The 22,124-nt window shown below is 45.0% G+C and carries 23 protein-coding genes; 10 read left to right on the plus strand and 13 right to left on the minus strand.

Translation table 11 applies throughout. The features are described 5' to 3' along the window. The 3 genes from tpiA to gap are packed head-to-tail and all read right to left on the minus strand — an operon-like array spanning position 1 to position 2,966. Entirely contained in the window at positions 1-756 is a 756-nt protein-coding gene (gene tpiA / locus GCWU000321_RS02250; protein ID WP_007069455.1) for a triose-phosphate isomerase, read from the minus strand. Then, positions 756-1,943 (minus strand): phosphoglycerate kinase, encoded by a 1,188-nt coding sequence (locus GCWU000321_RS02255; protein ID WP_007069456.1) that lies wholly within the window; start codon positions 1,941-1,943, stop codon positions 756-758. Before GCWU000321_RS02255 ends, tpiA begins: the two co-directional genes overlap by 1 nt. An 18-nt stretch (positions 1,944-1,961) precedes the next feature. Next, complete coding sequence (gap, locus tag GCWU000321_RS02260; RefSeq protein ID WP_007069457.1) at positions 1,962-2,966, minus strand: type I glyceraldehyde-3-phosphate dehydrogenase; 1,005 nt, start codon at positions 2,964-2,966, stop codon at positions 1,962-1,964. 514 nt (positions 2,967-3,480) lie between these two features. On the opposite strand from gap, the gene GCWU000321_RS02265 reads away from it, so the two are divergent. Both GCWU000321_RS02265 and GCWU000321_RS02270 read left to right on the plus strand, forming a co-directional pair. Further along, positions 3,481-4,431 (plus strand): nitronate monooxygenase, encoded by a 951-nt coding sequence (locus GCWU000321_RS02265; RefSeq protein WP_007069459.1) that lies wholly within the window; start codon positions 3,481-3,483, stop codon positions 4,429-4,431. Between the two features lie 130 nt (positions 4,432-4,561). After that, positions 4,562-5,119 carry a gamma carbonic anhydrase family protein gene (locus tag GCWU000321_RS02270; RefSeq protein WP_040381119.1) on the plus strand — a complete coding sequence of 186 codons (558 nt, stop codon included), beginning with the start codon at positions 4,562-4,564 and terminating at the stop codon, positions 5,117-5,119. Positions 5,120-5,185: 66 nt separating this feature from the next. On the opposite strand, the gene lysA is transcribed toward GCWU000321_RS02270, so the two are convergent. Both lysA and GCWU000321_RS02280 read right to left on the minus strand, forming a co-directional pair. Continuing rightward, on the minus strand, positions 5,186-6,460 hold the full coding sequence (gene lysA, locus GCWU000321_RS02275; protein ID WP_007069462.1) for a diaminopimelate decarboxylase: 1,275 nt from the start codon (positions 6,458-6,460) through the stop codon (positions 5,186-5,188). A gap of 222 nt (positions 6,461-6,682) precedes the next feature. Beyond that, positions 6,683-7,480 (minus strand): basic amino acid ABC transporter substrate-binding protein, encoded by a 798-nt coding sequence (locus tag GCWU000321_RS02280; protein WP_007069463.1) that lies wholly within the window; start codon positions 7,478-7,480, stop codon positions 6,683-6,685. A 232-nt stretch (positions 7,481-7,712) separates the two neighbouring features. Between GCWU000321_RS02280 and GCWU000321_RS02285 the strand changes: the two genes are divergently transcribed. Genes GCWU000321_RS02285 through GCWU000321_RS02300 form a run of 4 tightly spaced genes read left to right on the plus strand, consistent with a single transcriptional unit; the run spans position 7,713 to position 12,265 of the window. Further along, positions 7,713-8,306 carry a DedA family protein gene (locus GCWU000321_RS02285; RefSeq protein ID WP_007069465.1) on the plus strand — a complete coding sequence of 198 codons (594 nt, stop codon included), beginning with the start codon at positions 7,713-7,715 and terminating at the stop codon, positions 8,304-8,306. Further along, positions 8,296-9,879 carry an ArnT family glycosyltransferase gene (locus GCWU000321_RS02290; RefSeq protein ID WP_007069466.1) on the plus strand — a complete coding sequence of 528 codons (1,584 nt, stop codon included), beginning with the start codon at positions 8,296-8,298 and terminating at the stop codon, positions 9,877-9,879. Before GCWU000321_RS02285 ends, GCWU000321_RS02290 begins: the two co-directional genes overlap by 11 nt. A gap of 19 nt (positions 9,880-9,898) precedes the next feature. Further along, positions 9,899-11,566, plus strand: coding sequence for an ArnT family glycosyltransferase (locus GCWU000321_RS02295; RefSeq protein WP_007069467.1), 1,668 nt, complete (start codon positions 9,899-9,901; stop codon positions 11,564-11,566). Further along, on the plus strand, positions 11,567-12,265 hold the full coding sequence (locus GCWU000321_RS02300; protein ID WP_007069468.1) for a uracil-DNA glycosylase: 699 nt from the start codon (positions 11,567-11,569) through the stop codon (positions 12,263-12,265). A gap of 55 nt (positions 12,266-12,320) precedes the next feature. Here GCWU000321_RS02300 and GCWU000321_RS02305 read toward each other — a convergent pair whose 3' ends face one another. The 5 genes from GCWU000321_RS02305 to rpsF all read right to left on the minus strand — a co-directional run bounded on the left by GCWU000321_RS02305 (position 12,321) and on the right by rpsF (position 15,186). After that, positions 12,321-12,752, minus strand: coding sequence for a GtrA family protein (locus tag GCWU000321_RS02305; protein WP_007069469.1), 432 nt, complete (start codon positions 12,750-12,752; stop codon positions 12,321-12,323). Between the two features lie 257 nt (positions 12,753-13,009). Further along, positions 13,010-14,020: a uroporphyrinogen decarboxylase family protein gene (locus tag GCWU000321_RS02310; protein WP_007069471.1), complete on the minus strand. Its 1,011-nt coding sequence runs from the start codon at positions 14,018-14,020 to the stop codon at positions 13,010-13,012. A gap of 164 nt (positions 14,021-14,184) precedes the next feature. Further along, complete coding sequence (gene rpsR, locus GCWU000321_RS02315) at positions 14,185-14,415, minus strand: 30S ribosomal protein S18 (protein WP_083786266.1); 231 nt, start codon at positions 14,413-14,415, stop codon at positions 14,185-14,187. Between the two features lie 24 nt (positions 14,416-14,439). Then, positions 14,440-14,883 (minus strand): single-stranded DNA-binding protein, encoded by a 444-nt coding sequence (locus GCWU000321_RS02320; protein WP_007069473.1) that lies wholly within the window; start codon positions 14,881-14,883, stop codon positions 14,440-14,442. 18 nt (positions 14,884-14,901) lie between these two features. Continuing rightward, the gene (rpsF, locus tag GCWU000321_RS02325) at positions 14,902-15,186 is read right to left on the minus strand and encodes a 30S ribosomal protein S6 (RefSeq protein ID WP_007069474.1); all 285 of its coding nucleotides are present in this window, start codon (positions 15,184-15,186) and stop codon (positions 14,902-14,904) included. A 305-nt stretch (positions 15,187-15,491) separates the two neighbouring features. On the opposite strand from rpsF, the gene citC reads away from it, so the two are divergent. From citC to GCWU000321_RS02340, 3 genes are all read left to right on the plus strand, one after another. Then, positions 15,492-16,580 (plus strand): [citrate (pro-3S)-lyase] ligase, encoded by a 1,089-nt coding sequence (citC, locus tag GCWU000321_RS02330; RefSeq protein ID WP_007069475.1) that lies wholly within the window; start codon positions 15,492-15,494, stop codon positions 16,578-16,580. A 113-nt stretch (positions 16,581-16,693) separates the two neighbouring features. Beyond that, entirely contained in the window at positions 16,694-17,242 is a 549-nt protein-coding gene (locus tag GCWU000321_RS02335; RefSeq protein WP_050754513.1) for a chromate transporter, read from the plus strand. Further along, the gene (locus tag GCWU000321_RS02340; RefSeq protein ID WP_007069477.1) at positions 17,239-17,802 is read left to right on the plus strand and encodes a chromate transporter; all 564 of its coding nucleotides are present in this window, start codon (positions 17,239-17,241) and stop codon (positions 17,800-17,802) included. Before GCWU000321_RS02335 ends, GCWU000321_RS02340 begins: the two co-directional genes overlap by 4 nt. A 100-nt stretch (positions 17,803-17,902) precedes the next feature. Here the strand turns inward: GCWU000321_RS02340 and larAH6 are convergent, their stop codons facing one another. From larAH6 to GCWU000321_RS02355, 3 genes are read right to left on the minus strand one after another with little or no spacing between them, the layout of a single operon-like run. After that, positions 17,903-19,150, minus strand: a complete 1,248-nt coding sequence (larAH6, locus tag GCWU000321_RS02345; protein WP_007069478.1) for a nickel-dependent malate racemase, LarAH6 family — start codon at positions 19,148-19,150, stop codon at positions 17,903-17,905. A gap of 58 nt (positions 19,151-19,208) precedes the next feature. Next, positions 19,209-19,598: a rhodanese-like domain-containing protein gene (locus GCWU000321_RS02350; protein ID WP_007069479.1), complete on the minus strand. Its 390-nt coding sequence runs from the start codon at positions 19,596-19,598 to the stop codon at positions 19,209-19,211. Positions 19,599-19,626: 28 nt separating this feature from the next. Next, positions 19,627-21,216, minus strand: coding sequence for a helicase HerA-like domain-containing protein (locus tag GCWU000321_RS02355; protein ID WP_040381124.1), 1,590 nt, complete (start codon positions 21,214-21,216; stop codon positions 19,627-19,629). Positions 21,217-21,372: 156 nt separating this feature from the next. Here GCWU000321_RS02355 and GCWU000321_RS02360 point away from each other — a divergent pair, with 156 nt between their 5' ends. Then, positions 21,373-22,068 carry an HAD hydrolase-like protein gene (locus tag GCWU000321_RS02360; RefSeq protein ID WP_007069481.1) on the plus strand — a complete coding sequence of 232 codons (696 nt, stop codon included), beginning with the start codon at positions 21,373-21,375 and terminating at the stop codon, positions 22,066-22,068. Positions 22,069-22,124 lie beyond the last annotated feature (56 nt).

Below are 22,124 nucleotides of genomic sequence, written 5' to 3' on the forward strand. Positions count from 1 at the left end.
TTATTCACATGCTTTTTTATAAATAGACAATAATTCTTCTGCTTTCAGACTGGCACCGCCGATAAGAGCGCCGTCCACATCTTTTTCTCTAAGGAAAGAAGAAATATTCTCTCCTGTTACGGAACCGCCATACAAAATTCGTATCCGTTCTGCGACTCCCCCGGATGAAAACGCTTCTATTGTTTTGCGAATAAACGCGGATACAGTTTCCGCATCCTGCGCGGTGGCCGCTTTTCCCGTACCGATCGCCCAAACAGGTTCATAAGCAATAACTGTCCGTAATAATTCTTCCGGGGAAAGCCCCGACAGCGCCGCTCTCATTTCTTCCAGCAAACGTGTTTTCATCTGCCCGCTTTCCCGCTCTTCCAAGGTTTCACCGACACAAAGGATAGGCGTCATTCCATACGCAAGGACTATTTTCACCTTTTTCCCTACAAACTCATCGGATTCACATAAAATCTGTCGGCGTTCCGAATGTCCGCAGATGACATAAGAACAGCCTGTTTCTTTTAACATACCAGGAGATATTTCTCCGGTAAATGCGCCTTTCTCCGCCGGATACACATTTTGCGCCCCCCACTTTATGCCCGTACCTGCCAGGTATTTTTCCGCCAAGTACAAATCGGTGAAAGGCATACAGATTAAAAGTTCGGCTTTCCCCATTTCCGCATCGAATCGGCCGAGAAACTGTTCCGTTTCCATGGCGGTACGATTCATTTTCCAATTTCCCGCAATCAGTCTTGTCCGCACCGGCATCACTCCTTATCTGCAAGAACAGCCACACCGGGAAGAACCATCCCCTCCAGCATTTCCAAAGAAGCGCCGCCGCCGGTAGACACATGAGAGAACTTATCTTCAATCCCCATCTGATCCACAACGGAAGCGGATTCTCCGCCGCCGATAACAGTTGTCGCATCCAAGTTTGCAATAGCTTCCGCAATAGTAAAAGTCCCGGTTGCAAAAGGCTTCATCTCAAATACACCCATCGGTCCGTTCCAGACAACAGATTTCATTTTTTTCAGTGTTTCTGTATAGAGACGGATTGTCTTCGGTCCGATATCAAGAGCCATCCAGGGATCGCTGAAATCTTTCGCCTCCAATACTTTTATATTTGCTTTTTCTGAAAAAGCATCTCCCGCCATAAAATCTACAGGAAGTATTATGTCCGATCCCATTTCCTTTGCTTTTTTCATCAGGTTGCGTGCCAGTTCAAAGCGATCTTTATCCTGCAAAGACCGGCCCATGTCATAGCCTTCCGCCGCGACAAAAGTATTTGCCATACCGCCGCCGATCATGATGACATCCGCTTTTTCCATCAGGTTGGCAATCACCTGGATTTTGTCACTGATCTTAGCCCCGCCGATAATGGCCGCAAAAGGACGCTTCGGATTTTCAATAACACCGTCGAGGAAATCTATTTCCTTCTTCAGTAAGAGTCCGGATACCATAGGCAATAATTTACCAACCCCCACAACAGAGGCATGGGCTCTGTGAGAAACGCCAAATGCGTCATTCACAGCTGCTGTACAGCCTTCCACCAGCGCTTTTGCAAAATCGGGATCATTCTTTTCTTCTTCTTTATGGAAACGAAGATTTTCAAGAAGCAGCACCTGTCCCGGCTGAAGCGCTTTTTTCATGGCGGCCGTTTCGCTGCCGATGCAGTCATCGGCAAATTGTACCGGCTGTTCCAAAAGTTCTGACAGTCTTTCCGCCGCAGGGCGAAGAGAAAGTTCCGGGTTCCGCTCCCCTTTAGGCCGCCCCATATGGCTTGCCAAAATGACTGCTGCCCCCTCTTTCAGTAAATATCGGATAGTCGGGAGTGTAGAACGGATTCTTCTGTCATCGGTGATATGCCCATCCTTGTCACAGGGAACATTATAATCCACACGGACATATACCGTTTTTCCCGCTACATCAATATCGTAAATCGTCTGTTTATTCATCGCGGAGTCCTCTTCAGATCAAAACTTTCCCGCTACAAAAGCGACAAGGTCAATGATTCTCATGGAGTACCCCCATTCATTGTCATACCATGCGATTACCTTTACCAGGTTGTCATCCATCACCATGGTGAGAAGACTGTCAACAGTGGAACTTACATCGGTGGTTTTGAAATCACTGGAAACAAGAGGTTCGTCAGTATAAGCCAGAATACCTTTCATCTTTCCTTCAGCGGCCGCTTTCAAAGCAGCATTCACCGATTCCTTTGTCGCCGGTTTATCCAGTTCAACCGTAAGATCCACTAAAGATACATCAGGCGTAGGAACACGGATAGCCAGTCCGTTCAGCTTTCCTTTCAGCGCAGGAATAACGATACCAATAGCTTTCGCCGCACCGGTGCTGGTGGGCACCATATTTTCGGCAGCGGCTCTTCCGCGTCTCGGATCTTTTTTATGTGCTTTTTCCAAAATAGCCTGGTCATTGGTATAAGAATGTACCGTAGTCATAAGACCGCGCTTGATTCCAAACGTATCATTCAACACCTTGCAGACGGGTGCCAGACAGTTTGTCGTGCAGGAAGCGTTGGAAATAATATCATCTTTAGCAGGGTCATAAATATTTTCATTCACACCTACGACGATGGTCGCGTCTTCATCTTTACCCGGAGCAGTAATAATAACCTTCTTAACTGTTCCGCGGATATGTTTCCCCGCGCTTTCTCTGTCTTTCAGTTTACCTGTGGATTCGATAACGATTTCCGTGCCGTAAGCGCTCCAGTCCAGATTTTCCGGATTCCGATCCTGGAATACATGGATGCGTTTCCCGTCAACAATAAGATCATCTTTATCAATTTCTACCTTTTTATTCAAACGTCCATGAACCGTATCATATTTCAAAAGATAAGCAGCTGTTTCCGGGCCGCTTGGATTGTTGATGGCGACAATATCCAGATCCGTTCTGTCAAGAAGCCCCCGAAAAACAAGACGTCCAATTCTTCCAAAACCGTTAATTGCTACTTTTGTCATTCTTGCACCCTCCTATAGACCCAACCGGAAAATAAATTTTACCGCAATAAAACAGCCGCGCCCTAAAAGAAATACTGCAGTCACTCATGCAGTCTAACCGGCAATATCTTTTTGCGGCGGGAATAAAACAATAAAATGGTGACTTCCACCTCATAAGACTTCTGTAAGTATGCGGCAGAACCATACTTTGAGGACTCCTTACTTATGTAGTATATCACGCAGCCATTTCTGCTACAACAACAATAAACATTTTCAAAAGTAGTATATACTTATCTTTAACCAGACAAATAAATGAAACATTATTTCCCGTAACCGCTTTGAATCTGTCTTAATTTCCATATGAAATACATCCTGCTGATTTCGCACAAAATTAACTTTCTCCTTATATCAATTTTTATGTTTTTCGATTTCTTTTTCCTTTCAGTAGTTATATAATGAATACAAGTCATTAATCTTTTTCTATTTATGATTTTTTTCAATCATTAGTATATGCGCAGAAAAGAAAGGAAATATTATGTCTTGGAATACGAAAATCACAAAGCTTCTCAACATTGATTATCCTATCATCCAAGGTGCCATGGCGTACATTTCTGACGGTGTCCTGGCAGCCGCTATGAGCCATGCAGGCTGTGCAGGCGTCATTGGTTCAGGTGGATTTACCCCTGATGAAGTACAGTCCCATATCCGCCGTTTTAAAGATATCGCCGGTTCGCAAAAAGTCTACGGTGTCAACCTGATGCTGCAAGATGATAATAAAGATGACATAGCGCAAATCATTTGCGATGAGAAAGTCCCTTTTGTCACCATTGGCGCAGGAAACCCTATCCCCTGGTTTGAACCGTTTCACCAAAAAGGAATCAAATGTATTCCTGTCGTTCCCAATGTGAAACTGGCACAAAGGGTACAGGCTCATGGCGCCGACGCTCTCGTAGTAGAAGGTATGGAAGCCGGAGGTCACGACGGAAAACTGACGCTCATGGCGCTTTTAGAGAACGTTCTGCCGGATATAGAAATTCCTGTGATTGCCGCCGGCGGTATTGCCGACGGACGGGGTATCGCCGCATCGCTTCTTATGGGCGCATCCGGAGTCCAGATGGGTACACGTTTCCTCCTAGCTGAAGAATGCAGTCTCCACCCGAAAGCGAAGGATGCTATCATGGCAGCAGCGGATACGGATTCTGTTGTTACAGGATTTACCACCGACGACAGTGTAAGAGGCCTCAAAAACCGATTCTCCGATCGTTATCTGAAAGCGGAGTACAGCGGTGCTTCACCTGATGAACTGTCATCTATCTCTGCAGGTACCACAAAGAGAGGGGCTCTTTTTGGCGATACGGAAAATGGTTTTATTCTGGCCGGCATGTCCCTTACCCATTTGACAAAAATTCAATCTGCAAAAGAAATCGTAGAGGAACTCGTTTCTGAAACGGAACGGCGCCTTGCGGCGGCTCCAAGGCTCATCTGAATTTCTTTCGAATATTTATAGAAAAGTATATAATAAAGATGACTTCTTAATTGATAGAAGTTATTCTGTATTTAAAATCTTTGCGGTAATTTTTATAAGTTTTATTTTCTGTCTTTCATGGAGGTTCCTCATGTACACACTTTCCAATCTTAATTTTATGGGGAAGAGTCCCAAAATTGATCCTGATGCTTTTGTTGCACCCCGCGTATTCCTGGCCGGCGATGTGCGTATAAGCAGATACGCCAGCCTTTGGCCCGGTGTTGTCGCAAGAGGTGATGTTAACTATATTTCCATAGGCGAATGTTCCAATGTACAGGATTTGGTATGCCTTCACGTCGCCGATGATTTTCCCTGCATCATCGGCGACTATGTTACCATCGGACACTGCGCCTGCGTACATGCCTGCACGATTGAAGACCATGTCCTCATTGGTATGAACGCCACTGTTCTGACGGGAGCAAAAGTAGGCAAAGGTTCAATCATCGCTGCCGGTGCCCTTGTCCTGGAAAATCAGGTCATTCCGCCAAACTCCCTCGTTGTCGGCGTCCCCGGCAAAGTAAAATCCACTATCAATGCACTTAAAAACATCCATGCCCAGGCTTTGAAATACAAAAGTGAATGGGCTATCGGCTACGGTGTAAAACCCGATATTGGAGGCGAGCTTTACCACGGAGAAAAAATCGTTTAATTAATCCATTGAAAAATCGGTAATGACACAAGTCTGCAACTGCATCATTACCGATTTTTTATTGCTTTATTTTTCCAGCTTATCTACATTTTCATGAAGTTCGGGATAAGTAAGAGTAGCAAACAGATCATGGAGCGTTTCATTTCTGCGAATCTGCTGCACGGTTCCATCTTCATGAACCATGATTTCCTGATGGCGCAGACGGCCATTATAATTGTACCCCATACTGTGTCCATGGGCACCGGTATCATGAATGATGATAAGATCCCCCATTTCAATTTCCGGCAGTTCTCTCTGAATGGCGAACTTATCGGAATTTTCGCAAAGGGAGCCAACCACGTCATAAATTTTGTTCTTAGGCAAATTTCCCTTGCCAAGAACACTTACATGATGATAAGCACCATATATACCGGGACGCATCAGATCAGCCATACATGCATCTACGCCGATGTAATCCCTGTAAATATTTTTGTAATGGATCGCTTTTGTTACAAGGTAACCGTAAGGTCCTGTAATCATTCGGCCGCACTCGAAACAAATACGCGTATTTTCAAATCCCCGCATTTTTTCTTCAAAAAGTTTTTTCGCACCTTCTCCAAGTCCCTCCAGATCTACAGGTTCCTGTTCAGGCCGATAGGGAATCCCGATCCCGCCGCCGAAATCGATAAAGCTCACCGTTACACCATGAGTATTACGTATTTCATTAGCCAAATCAAACATCATGCTGATGGTTCCCAAAAGTCCCGGAAGTTCCAGCTCTGCGGAAATAACCATAGTATGAATACCGATATATCCGATACCCTTATTCTTCGCCCATGCCACACATTTGAGAAGCTGCTCGCGGGTCATGCCGTACTTCGCTTCCTGGGGTGTACCGATAATTGCATTCCCCCTCGCCAGATCAGGCCCGGGATTATATCGGAAACAGATGCGTTTCGGTACCAGGTGAAGCCGTTCCATATCATCCAAATTGGAAATATCATCCAGATTAATAATAGCCCCAAGCTCATGCGCTTTCAGAAACTCTTCATCCGGTGTGTCATTGGAAGAAAAAACAATTTCCTCTCCTGTGATTCCCACCGTTTCCGCCAAAATCAATTCTGCCATGGAACTGCAGTCTGCACCCACGCCAAGTTTTTTTAAGCTTTTCATAATCCACGGATTGGGTGTCGCCTTCACCGCGAAATATTCATGAAAATCCGAACTCCAGGAAAAGGCTTTCTGCAGGCGTTTTACATTATCCGATATCCCTTTTTCATCGTAGAGGTGAAACGGCGTACCGTAAACGGCAGCAATCTCCCTGACCAGCTCTTCGCTGAAGGGCAGCTTCTTTTCACTCATTCAGAGAACCCCTTTCCTTTTGTAGGAAGAAATATCAATTTCAATGACTGAAATCTTCCAAACAAATTTATACCCTATAAAGTATGTCTATTATAGCATAGCCATATTTTATATTCTATTGTAATGCCAAGCGTTATAAATAGAATTCTTTAATCTTATAGGTTTTCTGCAAATGAAAAGAACCCCTGCCACACAGAGGCTCTTCATTTTTACTCAAAAAACTTATTTTTCCGCTTTACCGAACCATTTTTCAAAAATCTTGTCATATTCACCGTTTGCTTTTAATTCCTTCAGCGCTTTATTCACTGCCGCCTGCAATTCTTTATTTTCTTTCTTCATAGCAAAAACAAATCCTACATCTGTCTTTGGCGTACCGACGATCTTCAAGTCTTCAGAACCGCCTTGCTTCATATAGAACATAGCCACCGGCTGATCAACAACAAAAGCATCTAATGTCTTCGCACGGAGTTCCATAAATGCCTGGGCGTTGGAGTCAAGCTGTTTCACTTCGCCTTTTGCTTCCTGAATCATCTTGACCGGTTCCGTCCCTACCTGGGCCCCCACCTTCTTGCCTTCCAGATCCGCCCAGTCTTTCAGACTGTCATTGTCCTTATTAACAATGATAACGAAGCCATTTTTATCAAAGTATACATCAGAAAAAGCGACCTGTTTTTCACGTTCCGGGTTTGCTGAAAGTCCGGATGCGATCATGTCAATCTGTCCGCTCTGGACCGCGGGAATCAGAGCATCAAACCCCATACTCTTAAACTCCATCTTGCTGCCCATCTGCTTAATGACGGCTTCTGCCAGATCCAGGTCAAATCCCACGTACTTATCATCCTTTGTAAATTCAAAAGGCGGAAAAGTGGTTTCAGCCCCTACACGAACGATAGACGGCACGCCTGATTTCGCAGCATCACCACTTTTTGCCTTATCTCCATTTCCACCGCAGCCCGATACTGCCAATACAGCTGCCAGTGCTCCTACCGCCAGCCATGCTTTCATCTTTTTATTGAACATACTCCCATCTCCATATCTCAAATAAAATAATCAATGTGCATATTCTATCAATATTCTGCATATATGTCAATAAATATTCATAAAGACCTCTCCGCCTTCTCCCATTTCCGTCCTCTGTAAATGAGATAATTATGCATTCTGTCGATTTGACCACATTTTTCTGCCATGCTATAGTTTAAAATAAAAGCTTTCCAAACATAATACACGTTAAACCACATTAAAAGGAACTATTATGGAATTACTCATCTCCTTTCTTTCCGATTGGGGTTATATCGCACTTTTTATCTGCATGGCTTTGGAAAACATGAATATCCCCATTCCCAGTGAAATTATCCTCGGGTTTGCCGGATTTCTTGTTTCACAGCAGATCTTTTCTTTTTGGCCCACCATTATCATCGGTACAGCCGCCGGTATCGCAGGCTCTCTTTTATCTTACTACATGGGGCTCAAAGGCGGACGGGAATTCATGCTCCGTCACACAGCTAAAGGCGGTCTTGGTGCGAAGAAACTGATTGCTGCAAAAAACTGGTTTGAAACATATGGGGGTATCGCTGTTTTTACAGGCCGTCTTCTTCCGGGGATCCGCACTTTTATCTCCCTTCCCGCAGGCATCGCACATTATCCTCTCCCCCAGTTTATTGCTTACACGATTGTCGGCACAATCCCGTGGACGATATTCCTTGTATATACAGGAGAAATACTCGGAGAAAACTGGATGCTTCTTCTTGAATACAAAATAGAAATTGCCCTTATTTCTTTCCTTACAGCCGGCATCATCGCCGTTGCTTTTTACTTTTGGCAGAAATCAAAAAAACATGAAAAATAAAAATGCTTTTCTTATATTTGTATTTGCTCTCCTTTTGTATGGATTATTTTCGGACATCATTCCGCTCATAGATCCTGACGAACCTGTCTACGGTGAAACGGCAAAAGAAATGCTTCTCACAGGCGACTGGCTTTCCCCCCGTATTTACGGGGAATACTGGTATGATAAGCCGCCGCTTTTTTACTGGCTTGACGCGGTTTCCTTTTCTATTTTCGGCGTTTCTACTTTTGCCGCCAGATTTCCCTCGGCCATAATCGGTGCCTGTACCGCTTCTTACCTGTATCTTTTTACAAGAAAACTGATTGGAGAAAAACCGGCTCTTACAGGTGCTTTCATATGTGCCACTTCTCTGGAAATTATTGTTCTTGCCAGAAGTGCCGTTACTGATACGACTCTTGTTTTCGCACTGACAGTCGCTCTTATATCCTTTCTTCGCAAAGAATACATTCCTGCGTACATGGCATGCGGCTTTGCTTTTCTGACAAAGGGTCCCATCGGATTTGGATTCCCTGCACTCATCGTTGCTCTTTGGATGATGATTACCAAAAGCTTTACATTAAAAAACATTATGGCCCTGAAATGGTACTGGGGCATTCCCCTGGCCTGCCTCATCAGTTTTCCCTGGTTTATATACATGGCCATGCACCATGGCCCCGTTTTCATGGATACCTTCTTCGGCTATCATAACCTGGCCCGCTTTTCCAGTCCTGAGCATGTGGGGAAAAACCATCTGTGGCTGTTTTTTATCGTTTTAGCAGCAGGATTTTATCCATGGACCGGCTCTATCCCCGGTATATTCCGCCATTTCCCGGAATGGAGGAAAGATCGTACCCTTCTTTTCTTTTATGTATGGACTGTCTTCATATTTATTTTCTTTTCCTTTTCCTCTACGCAGCTCTTTTCCTATATTCTTCCCATGTTCCCTCCGCTCTCTCTTTTAGCAGGAAAATACATGGTGAATCTGGAGGAAACCGGACATATTTCGAAACTATTCCTTTATACCCATCTATTCTTTTCTCTTGTCACCGCAGGGGCCATTGCCTGCGCTCCGATTGCTCCTGATGCAGGCAAATGGAGCCAATGGTGCGTTTCTGCCGCTATGCTGGCGGCGGGACTGATTGCTGCTTACTTTTTCAAAAAGGGACGATTTAAAGATTTTCTTATTTGCCAGGGGTTCATTGTTTCATGCTTCGTTTTCTCCGTATGGTTCACCTTCGGCGTGACTGTCACACGGCTCTTCACATCAGAAAGTATCGCCCTGGAACTGAAAAAAAACCGTCCGGGAAATGAATCTGTATATATTGATGCATTCTATCGTCCTTCTGTGGCATTTTACGGAGATATTTACGGCAAGATCCTTCCTAAATTTGATGAAGAAAACTTTGAAGAAGCAATAAAAAACCGGGAAAAAGGAATTATTCTTCCGACAGACAGTATAGACAGAGATATAGAAAAAGGCGCTTACATCCTTGTACAGGAAAAAGTATACAATCGATGGCCTAAAACGCAGAAAGCAGGACTGCAACTGATTTGGAAAAAAGATACGGCGCTGTTTTTACGAAAAGAATCTTAAAAAACATAAGAGGACTGCCATGAGCACAAAGAAACAAAAGCGGGAAAGGCTTCAAAAAGCACGGGAAGAAACTGCAAAAAGAGAATTTAAATACGCTACCGCACAGACATTAATCGGTATCTTTGCACTGGCCCTCATGTTTTTTGCCTGGGGTTCCCATCTTCTTCCAGTCACCGATCCGGTAGAATCCAACTATGCGCTTACCGCCAAGGAAATGGTATTGTCAGGGAACTGGCTGTCGCCGCAAATCTACGGCCATTTTTGGTTTGATAAACCTGCCATGGTGTACTGGCTCATGTCCATCTCATACAGCCTTTTCGGCTTTACCGATTTTGCCTCACGTCTCCCTGCCGCCTTCTGCGGGGCTGCAACGATCACACTTCTTGTCTGGTATATCCGCCGGATTACGAAAAATAACGTAGTTGCCGTCTGGTCGGGCATCATGCTTGCCACTTCTCTGGAATTTTGGATTATTTCTCACGCCATCATTACTGACAGTATGCTGATGCTTTTCACTGTGCCTACACTTCTTTCCGCCTATATCGGCCTCATGGAAAACAACAGGCGCCACATGGTCATCGCCTACTTTTCTTCGGGTCTGGCATGCCTTTCCAAAGGTCCTGTCGGTCTTGTCCTTCCGGGAATGCTTCTGCTGATTTGGTGTGGCTTGATGCGGAATAAAAAACTATTCCTCCGTCTCTTTCCCTGGCAGGGAATCCTTATCTTCTTCATCACTGCCCTCCCTTGGTACGCCTGCATGTACGCCATACATGGCGATCCATTCATCCGCGAATTTCTCGGTCTTCACAATATTGTCCGCGCCACATCATCCGAACATCCGGGAGATAACCACTTCTACTACTATTTTCTTCTTCTCCCTTTCTCTCTTCTCCCCTGGACAGGACTTTTTTTCTATGAAATAAAAAAACAGTGGAAAGAAAAAACATCATTTTATCTTTTTCTTATGGTATGGTGTTTCGGTACGCTCCTTTTTTATACCCTTATGGCGACAAAGTATGTGACCTACACCTATATCGCTCTCGTACCGGCAGCCGTTCTTGCCGCCCATGCCGCACCGGATGTGACAAGCGGAAAGAAAATCCCGGGACTGCTTGCGATAATTCCGTTCCTCCTTTTGCTTGCCGCGCTGCTCGCAGGTACATTCTTTTTCCCGGATTCCCAATGGTGGCCGCTCTACATTGTAACCGCCTATTCTGTATGGGCCCTCCTCTTTCGTTGGCATAAAAATTCACATAGACGGCTTACCGTCATTTCCACCGTCACCATTTCCGCACTCCTTGTTACCGTCAGCGCGGGACTTCCCGCTTACATGCATACACGGTCAGGATACATTATGTCAGACTACCTGCATAAACTTCCGGGACAGCACTATTTCTTTCAATCCTACTCAGCTTCTTTCTCTTACTACACGGGAGAAACCGCGACACGCCTCATTCCCATTCTTCCGAGTGAAGATGTACAAAATATTCGCGATGCCCGATGGAAAGAAAAATATGCCATGCCCTCCATCACAGAAGAAGAATTCCTCAAATTAAAAAAAGAAGAACCGGTCTACCTTTATGTATCAAAAGGAAACCTGTCCCGTATGGAAAAGTGGTCTTTAAATAACCGGTTTACCGTTGAGAAAGAATTTATTGACGGTACCATTTTCAAATTGGAAAAATAAATGATAAACGAATCCATAAAGAATTTTATCGAATCTCTTGCAGAATATCATGCGGAAAATGTCTTCAACCCGTGGGCGGATACAAATCCTGACTATGAAATAGAAAACGCTGTCATTCTCCGCCGCCGGCAATTGGAAACCTACCTGAGCCGCCGCCTTTCGGCCGCTAAACTTCTCCTTATAGCAGAAGCCTGCGGATACCAGGGCGGCCACTTTACCGGTATTGCCATGACCTGCGAGCGGATGATCCTCGGCTATCACAAAACGGTAACCCCCATGATGATCCTTGGAAAAGAAGGAACACGGACAAGCAGAAAGGACAGCCTCTTCATAAAAAAAGAAATACAAAGAGAAAAAGGCTTCAACGAACCCACGGACACCGTTGCCTGGTCGGCATGCCTTGAAGCGGGACTTGGGCCTGATGAATTTATTCTTTGGAATATATTTCCTTTTCACCCTTATAAAAAAGGCTGTTTTCTTTCCAACCGCACCCCCACCGATGAAGAGCTGTCCGTCGGTCTGGATTATACCCGGCAGCTTTTGGAAATAACAGGAACCTTGCCCATCTTCGCAGTAGGGAAGAAAAGTGAAATCACTTTATCAGCCGCAGGTTTTTCCGTCATCGGTCTCCGCCACCCGGCTAACGGCGGCGCTAATATTTTCAGAAAAGGCTTAAAAGATAATCTCCCCTGCAGCTAAAAAAAGACTTCGGCCTAAACTGTATTTCTCATACAATCCGTCGAAGTCTCTTCCTTTATACTTTCCCTTTCAGGATATACCGCTTTGTTGCATAATTCCATATCATGACGATACCACTGGCAATAACCTTGGCAAACATATACCAAAGACCTGCGATCTCCACAAAGAACCACATGGTCATCTGGTTGATTCCCAAGCCTGCCGCAGATGTGGCAAAAAAAAGAAACATTTCCATTTTCGTCCGTTTTCCCGTGTGAAAAACCACCGTCACACAAAGTAAATAATTCACCAGCAGAGAAATAAGGAATGCAATCGCTGAAGAGGTAAGATAAGGAATCCCCGCAAACTCAGTAAGCATGTACAAAAGCACATATTCCAAAAGGAAGCATCCGCCGCCGACGATAAGGAAACGAAGTATTTCATGAAACCGTTCCGCCGGCGGCAGTTTCTTCATAAGCCAATCTGCCAAAATAATCTCCTTTGCCATAAATATGTCCTTATTTTACTATATCTTGTCCGTGCTGCAAAACCCCACCAGAAAACCGTCTGCCATTTTACTCTGTTTTGGCAGACGGTTTTTCATTGCCGCTTGGCCGTCCTTATACGATAAGCTGCATTTGCGTTTTATGTCATTTTCTATGATGATTAAAAACATTACTTTCGTTCCAGTAAAAGCAATACAAAAGAGGATCTCAAGATATCACACAATGATTTCATGAAATTCCTCCTTTAGTAAACATGCTTTTATAATTCTGTCGCTTTCCGCAAAGCCATCAGATTTTCTGCCGATGCTTTCGGATTGACCACGCACCCCGGCGCCAGTATGAGACCTTTCCCGTCAACCTGGGAAATAGCATCTTTCACATGTTCTGCGATTTCTGCGGGTGTGCCGTCGAGGATAATATCATCATATTGGAGCACGCCATTGACAAAGTAAGGAGCTGACCGGATACCTGCCATGAGACACTTATCCGTGAGCCTCCGCGCTTCTTTCAGTGACGGCCAGGTATGACGGTCATGCCAGTTCAGACAATTTACCGGATAATCCTTTAATTTTTCAAAATACACATCTTCTCCATGCATATGAATAGGATTGAACCAGGTTTTCTTCGCATAGCTGTTAATGACAGCCAAATCATAAAATACACCGAATTCATTAAATTCTTCTTCCGTCATCATTGTCTTTACGGCATTTTGCGTAGCAAAAAAGAATCCGTCCACACCGGCATCGATATTGTACCCGACAAAATCCAGCGTCGTCGCTGTAATAGCGGCCAATGCATGGTGAACCGAACGCGGATATTCTTTCATATCGGTAAGCAGCCTGTCCCCCGCCAATTTCTTCAAGGTCGAAAAAGGACTGAAAATCGTCTGGATGATCGGCGTTCCTTCTATGCGGCGCTTTGCCAGTTCACGGGCAAATTCCACCTGCTTTCCGTACGTCCCCTGAAGTGCTGAGATCGCGCGGATTGAATCATATCCTGCAGGACCGTCAATAGCAAACTTTTGGACAATCGGTTCTTTGTAAGGATCACAGTAGATCTTTACCTGATTGCCAAAATCCTGGGTAGAGTACAGCCCGAAAGGCATCATCTTAATATAATCAAAGTCATATTTTTCCGTCAGTTCCACTTCCGCTTCCGCCAGAGAAATAGGATCCTGGTCATGTTCGGACAAATGCATCCACGCCGCCACGGGCACACGATCTGTTTCCCTGCCGGCAATCGCTGCACGGATACGCTCTTCTCTTGTCATACTTTCCCTCCCAAATGAAACCGTATATTCTCTATGTTCTGATTATAACACTCCTTTTCCAAAAGAAAAATCAGTTTTCTTTACTGTTAAAATTCCATCTCTCTAAACCATAAAAAAAGAACTGCCGCCATACCACTTACTGCCTGCAGTTCCTTCATATTCAATTAGTCTGCGCTGAACGGAAGCAATGCGATAGCTCTTGCCCTCTTGATTGCGAGATTGATTTTGCGCTGATGTTTCGCGCATATTCCGGTCACGCGGCGGGGCAAAATCTTGCCTCGTTCCGAAATGAACCGGCGGAGCATTGCAATATCCTTGTAATCAACATTTTCGATATGATCAACACAGCCCTGACAGATCTTTCTTCTCGGTCTTCTTACTCTATCTTTCTTAATCATATTTCCTCCAAAACTGGAAAATCAGAATGGAATATCCTCATCATCGTGGGAATCACCAAACTGGTTAAAATTACCTTTAGGCTGACTATCGCTTTCGCTGCCCGCAAATCCCTGATCCTGCGGTGCTGCGGAAACACGGGAACTCATTCCAATGGGAAGAGCGATCATATTGGCTACCACTTCGGTAACATACCGTCTCTGTCCATCAGGAGTGTCATAAGATCTGGTGGAATAACGCCCTTCGACAAAAACACGGGTTCCCTTTTTGAGCTGGTTACCCACCGCTTCTGCCAGATTGCCCCAGGCAACAACATTGATCCAATCAGTTAATTCTCTCTGTTCACCCTGAGGTGTCGTATAATTACGATTTACAGCAATAGAAAAAGATGCCACGGCACGGCCGGTTTTAGTCGCGCGGATCTGCGGATCCCTCGCCAGATTACCCATTACCTGAACTGAATTCATAGTCTTTACCTCGATCCCTTAGTCATCTTGCTTAACAATGATATGACGAATAATTTCTTCATGGATCTTAATGATACGGTCAAGTTCCGCAATCTGTGACGGGTCAGCTTCAAAATCAATGACTACATAATAGCCTTCATTCTGATGCTTGACTTCGTACGCCAGATGACGTTTGCCCCATTCATCAACCTTGGTTACTGTACCGCCGATACGAACGATCGTATCCTGCACCAGCTTCACTGCAGCCTGAATCACTTCTTCATTTGCAATGTCCACGATGAACATAACTTCATACTTTTTCACGAAATCGCCTCCTTTTCGGACCTATGTCCCATGCTCCCCATGGGCCAGGAAGTTGCTTGTGTAAAACAAGCTTCTATATTATACAAGGCTTCCCTTTAAATTGCAAACTCTCTGTAAGATATCTGCCGTATTACTTTTTGTACTCTAATTCCTTTTATAGATTTATTCAGAATCTAATATCATTTCTTCTTTACGCCTTTTTATTACTCGTGCTATAATATACTTGCTTATCAATAAATAGCATTTACATTTTTATTTAAAGAGTATACTTATTCTTCATCATTTTTACTTATAAGGAGCAAATAATGATTACAGAACGAGAAATTTTTTTGACAGATCCTGAAGAAAAAGCAAGAGTTGTAGAATTCCTGAAAGAATTTGATCTGACTTTCACAGGAAACATTGATTATACCATGGGACTTTTCGATGATGGGAAACTTATCGGCACAGGCTCTCTCGGCGGCCGTGTCATGAGAGATATCGCCATCAGTAAAGATTACCAGAAAAAGGGGCTTACCCATCGTATCATCCGTAACCTCCAGGGCGAATCCAACCGCCGCGGAATTACAGGAAACCAAATCTTCACCAAGCCGAAGAACGTCCCCGTTTTTGCCCATATGGGTTTCAAAGAAGTGGCTGTAGCCGAACCTTATGCGGGTCTCCTGGAGCGCGGACAGGACACATTGGAAGACTACCTGAACCGTGTCCGTTCCATCCTCGGTACCGGTGAGGGTAAGAACCGCGGTGCTATCGTTATGAACTGCAATCCTTTCACATTAGGGCATCGTTCTCTTGTAGAATATGCTGTTAATAACTGCGATGAGGTCATCATTTTCGCCGTGCAGGAAGACCGTTCCATATTCCCATTCTCTGACCGCTTTTCACTCATTAAGCAGGGTGTTAAAGATATGAAAGGTGTTTCCGTCATCAGCGGGGGCAACTACATTATCTCCAACGCCACTTTCCCGACATACTTCATTAAGGGCACTGATGAGCTGGCGGCGCAGACGAAGCTGGATGCCACCGTATTTGCTACGCGTATCGCACCCGCTCTGAATATCACTGTTCGTTTTGTAGGCGAGGAACCGACTGATAAAACTACACTTGCTTACAACCGGGCCATGCGCGAAGTTTTCGCCAACAACGGTATCGAACTGAAAGTCATCCCAAGAGAACAAAAGGGCCACCAGGTCGTCAGCGCTTCCACCGTACGGAAAGCCCTTTCCGAAGATGACTGGGAGACAGTTTACCGTATGGTTCCGAAATCTACCCTCGTTTACCTGAAGAGCCCGGAAGGACAGGCCGTCATCCGCAAAATTAAGATGACAGAAGCGTTTAAACAAATGGAAGCAGAAGAAAAGGCAAAAGCCGCTGAAGCAAAAACAGAAAAGTAACTGTATCCCGTAAATCCCGCCCCCTCACGTTGCGGGATTTTTCTTTTCCATTTTATCCTGTTAAGGTCTATAATAATCTAAAAATGCCAGTCATTATAAAAGAGGATCTGCTTATGCTTTGGGATTTATTTCTCACTTTTTTTAAAATGGGCGCCGTCACTTTTGGCGGAGGATATGCCATGCTTCCTATCCTGCAGCGGGAAGTAGCGGAAAATAAAAAATGGAGTACCGAAGAAGAGCTAATGGACTATTTCGCCATCGGCCAGTGCACGCCCGGCATGATTGCTGTCAATGTAGCCACCTTTGTAGGGTATAAACAAAAAGGTTTTTCAGGCGGCCTGGCTGCCACCTTAGGTGTCATTACTCCTTCCATGCTTATTATTACTGCTATTGCCATATTTCTTTCCAGCTTTGCAGCAAATCCGTTTGTCATCCATGCTTTCGCCGGCATCCGTGTCTGCGTATGCGTCTTGATTTTTGACACTGTCATCAAATTAGGCAGGAAATCCATTACTGATAAAAGAACAGCATTCATTTTTCTTTCCATTCTTCTGATCTCCCTTTTCTCCTCTCTCTCTCCGGTATTCTCTGTCATTTTCGCGGGAACAGCAGGGTACATTTTCATGCCTGATGCAGGAAAGAAAGGCAAGGTGGCGCAATGATCTGGTTCCAGATCTTCTGGGAATTCTTTAAGGCGGGACTTTTTGCCGCAGGCGGAGGACTGGCAACACTCCCTTTCCTCTATGCCATATCCGAATCTACCGGTTGGTTTTCCACAGCAGATATCGCCAATATGATTGCCATCTCCGAATCTACTCCCGGGCCGCTGGGCGTCAACATGGCGACTTACGCAGGTTATCAGACCCTCGGTATTGCCGGCGGCATCTGGGCAACGCTGTCTCTTACCTCACCGGCGCTCTTCGTTATTACAGCAGTTTCAAAAGCACTGGATAAATTTAAGAATGCCCTGCTTGTGGAAAAAATTTTCTACGGACTCCGCCCCTGTTCCATCGCTTTAATTACAGCAGCCGGGCTGGGCGTGGCAAAAATATCTCTCCTTAACATAAAAAATGATATCCCGGCACCAAATATCCTATCTTTCTTTGACTGGAAATGCATTCTTCTTGCTGTCATTATGTGGTATGCGCTTTGGCGGTTTAAAAAGCATCCTGTTATTTACATTGCCGTTTCTGCCGCCATCGGCATCTTATTTGAACTGTAATTTGAACTCCAGTATTCCGCCTAATCGGATTTCGCATCAAAAAACACGCATCCATATAGGATACCGTGTTTTTAAATATTCACTTTCCACCAATAATCATTCATTCCAGTACAGGAAGCGTCGAACCGCCGACAGGAACGACATACGCTGCCGCCTTTTCCCCCATTTGGGCAAATGCCGCATCTACCGCCTGCTGGAGATTATGGAAAGGAACCATGTTTGCCTTCTCCACCAGTTTATCTTCCATATCAGTCACCAGATAAATATCACAATTTTTCTGCACCATGGCAAGAGCTGCCGATTTGTGCCCGCCCAATTCAAAATGCCTTTGTATTTCTTCAATCCGTTCACCGGGCGTGCTGTATGTATTAATCCACTTGCCAAATACATCACTGCCGTATCCTTCACGGCAGCTGGCCGCCACAATCATAATGCCGCCCTTTCTCACAATATGTTTCACGTTATCGATAGATTTCTGCGCCTGGTACAAATTGATGTCCTTCGGATAGCCACCGGTAGAAACAATAACAATATCTGCCGCTTTTTTCACTTTTTTCTTGTATATTTTATCAAGAAAGGCACAGGCCTTGCGATGGGCCTCCACAGGATGTCCTGCTGCGGCAAAGGCAATCCGCTTATGATCATCAAGCGCTACATTTAAAATAAAATCAACAGAAATAAAGTCAGCTGTTTCTTCAATATCATCACGAACCGGATTATCTTTCAAATTCCCTGCAAATGCCCCGGGGTGAATCATATTTTTATGGTTGGCCTGGATGGCAGCACGAGAGGAAACTCCCGGCATAATTGCTTTCATGCCGCCGCTGTACCCTGCAAAATAATGGTATTCCACATTTCCCACCAAAATGCGTCGGTCCGCTTCCGCCACCGTACGGAATATATCCACCGGCGTACCATTCCTGCAAACGCCCAGGTGCACACAATCTTCAGGATCACTGTCAACGCATTTCACACGACTATACACTTCTTCTCCCACAAGAGATTTCTGTTCTTCTTCAGTTTGCTTACGATGGCTGCCAAGACCGAAGACAATCGTCACATCCTCATCTTTCACCCCTGCCTTTCCCAATTCATCCAAGAGGCGGGGAATGATAATCTTTGACGGTACGGGGCGGGTAATATCACTGGTAACAATTACAATCTTCTCTCCGGATCTGACAATTTCAGACAATCTGGGGGTTCCAAAAGGAACAGAAAGGGCACGGGCTACTTCTTCCGCCTCTGATACCGCAGCAGGTGCCGTATTGGGAAGGATATTCCCCAATACATTTTGATCCGGTATGTGAAAAGACACCAGATCCTTATAATATTTAATTTTGAACTCCATAAGATTCTCCTTCCCCTGGAAAACATGCGTTTTTATTATATATTCCTAATTTCAAAATTTACGTAACGACATCATAAGGCCAATCCTTGATACCACCCATATCAAATACCTTTTTATATCCCAATTTAATCAGTTTTTCAGATGCCTGTCTGCTTCTTACACCACTTCTGCAGTACACAAGAATTACGGCATTCTTATCCGGAAGAAGTGCCGGCGGTTCGTTGCCGATGGTCTCATTAGTCAAAAGAACTGCTTCGGGAATATGCCCCGTTTTGTATTCCTCTTCACGACGTACATCGACAACAGTCACACCGCCTTTATCCATCATATTTTTTGCTTCCGCCGCCGGAATCTTCTGATATCCCGCCATACTTTCTCCTCCACAGCCGATAACCCCCAAAAAGAGGAATACACAGATACTGCCTGCCGCTAAAAGTCTTTTCATCATAAACCTCCAGAAGAAAAACAGGTAGTCGTTACCGTTTAAAAAAAGTTCCCAGAAGTCCGCGGACAAGGCTTGCTCCAAGATTTCCGCCCACACTCCTGCCCAGACTTCCGCCTACGCTGCCGCCGATCGATCTTCCCGCCGCACGGCCGATTGTCCCCAGTACGGAATTCCCCACGGATTTTATGGCCCGGTTCTTTGCCGCCGATTCTTTTTCCGCTTCACGAGCCGCTTTCTCATCTGCCTTCGCCTGTTCTTTTGTCAGGCGCGCATCTTCTTTCACCTGCGCCGCTTCTGCCGCTGCCTGTTCCTCTCTTGCCTGTTCCTCCTGCCCTAAACGCATCAGGATCTCATAAGCCGATTCCGGATCATACCCTTCCGCATATTTACTGTAAAAAAGACTTGACTTAACGGACTGCTCCCGCTGCCCGTCCCCAATACTGCCCATACTGCACTGCGGCGGAAGAACAGATACCTTCTGCGCCATGCCCGGGACACCGTCTTCCCCAAGGAAAGAAACAACCGCCTTTCCCGTCCCGAGAGAAGTAAGCGTTTCTTCCGTATCAAATGCAGGATTCGCGCGGAAAGACATAGCCGCCGCTTTGACTGCTTTCTGGTCAGACGGCGTATATGCGTGAAGACCGTGCTGCACTTTATTCCCCAACTGCGCTAAAACACCGTCGGGAATATCTTTCGGATTTTGTGTACAGAAATATACCCCCACTCCTTTGGACCGAATCAGCTTAACCACCTGTTCAATTTTATCCAAAAGCTGTTTGGGCGCTCCATTAAACAGGAGATGAGCCTCATCGAAGAAGAAAACCATCTTGGGTTTAGGCAGATCACCCACCTCGGGAAGTGTTTCAAAGAGTTCGGACAGCATCCAGAGAAGAAAGGCGGAATACATCTTGCCATTATTGATCAGACTTTCACTGTCAAGAATATTGATCATCCCCTTGCCGCCATCACCTAATGTCAGCCAGTCGGAAATACGGAGAGCCGGCTCACCGAAGAACACATTGCCGCCGGCTGCTTCAAGAGCCACTACTGCACGGACGATCGTGCTGATAGAGGCCGGACTCATTTTCCCGTATTCTCCTTCAAAAAGCCCACGGTGATCACTCACATAATTCAGGACGGACTTCAAATCTTTCGTGTCGATAAGGAACCACTTACGATCATCGGCAATCTTAAATATTACTGTGAGGATATCACTTTGGAGATCATTCAAATCAAGGATACGGGCAAGAAGCATCGGTCCCATTTCAGAAATGGTGGTACGGAGCTGGATTCCTTTTACACCGTAAATATCCCATAAAGTAACAGGATATCCTTTGTAGGCGAATCCCGCATCCGTCAGATTGAACTTCCCGATGCGTTTCTGCATATCTTCGCTGTCTGTCCCGGGATTCATCATTCCTGCGATATCACCTTTGACATCCGCCATAAATACAGGGATACCCATATCGCTGAATGTTTCCGCCATGACTTTGAGCGTAACCGTCTTGCCTGTGCCTGTTGCACCGGCAACAAGACCGTGACGGTTCACCATCTTCGGAATGATGCTGATCCGTTCCCCCTGATCATTATTCCCTATCCAAATTTTTCCATCGATATACATAATTCCCTCCTGCATAATACATAACCTTTCTTTGCCTTAAGAATATCAAAAAAATCATGAGACCACAATAAACATAAGGCTCTTCCTTTTTTCTTATTCTCGCTGCCTTTTCTTCTTTTTGATATACTGAATTTAATTGATCAGAAGGAGTATCACATGACTTATAAATATATTCTTTTCGACTTAGACGGCACTATTTCTGCTTCCGGTCCAGGCATTATAAAAGCCATGCAGTACGGGCTTACAGCAGCAGGCATTAATGAAACAGATCCTGCTACACTTAAATCATTCATCGGTCCGCCGCTGAATGTGCAAATACAAAAAATCTATGGCCTGTCAGAAAAAGATACACTGGCGGTCATTATGAAGTTCCGCGAGCAGTATGATAATAAAGGCATTTTTGATTCCGCCCCCTACGAAGGTATCAATGGACTCTTATCCGCCTTGAAGCAAAGAAACATGATCACCGCCGTCGCTTCCAGCAAGCCGTGGCCGCTGGTGCATAAAATACTGAAAGACTTTTCCTTTACCTCTTACTTTGATGTGATTGTCGGCAGCAATCCTTCTGACGAAATGAAAAACAAGGCAGATTTCGACCAAAAAACACGCATTATCAAAAAGACTTTCATCAAATTGAAGGAAATCGGAATGACACCCGCCCTCGATGAAAAATTCCTTTCCTCCACGATTATGATTGGTGACAAAAACTATGACATCTTTGGCGCAAAAGCAAATAAAATCACATCTGCTGGGGCAGCATGGGGTTACGGTAGCCTGGATGAACTCGCCGATGCCGGGGCGGATTTTATTTTTAAAACGCCTCATGACTTGCAGGACTTTCTGCTCACATGAAAAATCGGAAGGCATATTCTCCAAAGAGGAAAATATGCCTTCCGATTTTTTGCCTT

Source organism: Dialister invisus DSM 15470 (assembly GCF_000160055.1).
Taxonomy (GTDB): domain Bacteria; phylum Bacillota; class Negativicutes; order Veillonellales; family Dialisteraceae; genus Dialister; species Dialister invisus.

Coding starts and splice junctions, on each gene's coding strand:
- tpiA (WP_007069455.1), bottom strand. CDS start 756: ATGCCGGTGCGGACAAGACTGATTGCGGGAAATTGGAAAATGAATCGT.
- GCWU000321_RS02255 (WP_007069456.1), bottom strand. CDS start 1,943: ATGAATAAACAGACGATTTACGATATTGATGTAGCGGGAAAAACGGTA.
- gap (WP_007069457.1), bottom strand. CDS start 2,966: ATGACAAAAGTAGCAATTAACGGTTTTGGAAGAATTGGACGTCTTGTT.
- GCWU000321_RS02265 (WP_007069459.1), top strand. CDS start 3,481: ATGTCTTGGAATACGAAAATCACAAAGCTTCTCAACATTGATTATCCT.
- GCWU000321_RS02270 (WP_040381119.1), top strand. CDS start 4,562: ATGTACACACTTTCCAATCTTAATTTTATGGGGAAGAGTCCCAAAATT.
- lysA (WP_007069462.1), bottom strand. CDS start 6,460: ATGAGTGAAAAGAAGCTGCCCTTCAGCGAAGAGCTGGTCAGGGAGATT.
- GCWU000321_RS02280 (WP_007069463.1), bottom strand. CDS start 7,480: ATGTTCAATAAAAAGATGAAAGCATGGCTGGCGGTAGGAGCACTGGCA.
- GCWU000321_RS02285 (WP_007069465.1), top strand. CDS start 7,713: ATGGAATTACTCATCTCCTTTCTTTCCGATTGGGGTTATATCGCACTT.
- GCWU000321_RS02290 (WP_007069466.1), top strand. CDS start 8,296: ATGAAAAATAAAAATGCTTTTCTTATATTTGTATTTGCTCTCCTTTTG.
- GCWU000321_RS02295 (WP_007069467.1), top strand. CDS start 9,899: ATGAGCACAAAGAAACAAAAGCGGGAAAGGCTTCAAAAAGCACGGGAA.
- GCWU000321_RS02300 (WP_007069468.1), top strand. CDS start 11,567: ATGATAAACGAATCCATAAAGAATTTTATCGAATCTCTTGCAGAATAT.
- GCWU000321_RS02305 (WP_007069469.1), bottom strand. CDS start 12,752: ATGGCAAAGGAGATTATTTTGGCAGATTGGCTTATGAAGAAACTGCCG.
- GCWU000321_RS02310 (WP_007069471.1), bottom strand. CDS start 14,020: ATGACAAGAGAAGAGCGTATCCGTGCAGCGATTGCCGGCAGGGAAACA.
- GCWU000321_RS02320 (WP_007069473.1), bottom strand. CDS start 14,883: ATGAATTCAGTTCAGGTAATGGGTAATCTGGCGAGGGATCCGCAGATC.
- citC (WP_007069475.1), top strand. CDS start 15,492: ATGATTACAGAACGAGAAATTTTTTTGACAGATCCTGAAGAAAAAGCA.
- GCWU000321_RS02335 (WP_050754513.1), top strand. CDS start 16,694: ATGCTTTGGGATTTATTTCTCACTTTTTTTAAAATGGGCGCCGTCACT.
- GCWU000321_RS02340 (WP_007069477.1), top strand. CDS start 17,239: ATGATCTGGTTCCAGATCTTCTGGGAATTCTTTAAGGCGGGACTTTTT.
- larAH6 (WP_007069478.1), bottom strand. CDS start 19,150: ATGGAGTTCAAAATTAAATATTATAAGGATCTGGTGTCTTTTCACATA.
- GCWU000321_RS02350 (WP_007069479.1), bottom strand. CDS start 19,598: ATGATGAAAAGACTTTTAGCGGCAGGCAGTATCTGTGTATTCCTCTTT.
- GCWU000321_RS02355 (WP_040381124.1), bottom strand. CDS start 21,216: ATGTATATCGATGGAAAAATTTGGATAGGGAATAATGATCAGGGGGAA.
- GCWU000321_RS02360 (WP_007069481.1), top strand. CDS start 21,373: ATGACTTATAAATATATTCTTTTCGACTTAGACGGCACTATTTCTGCT.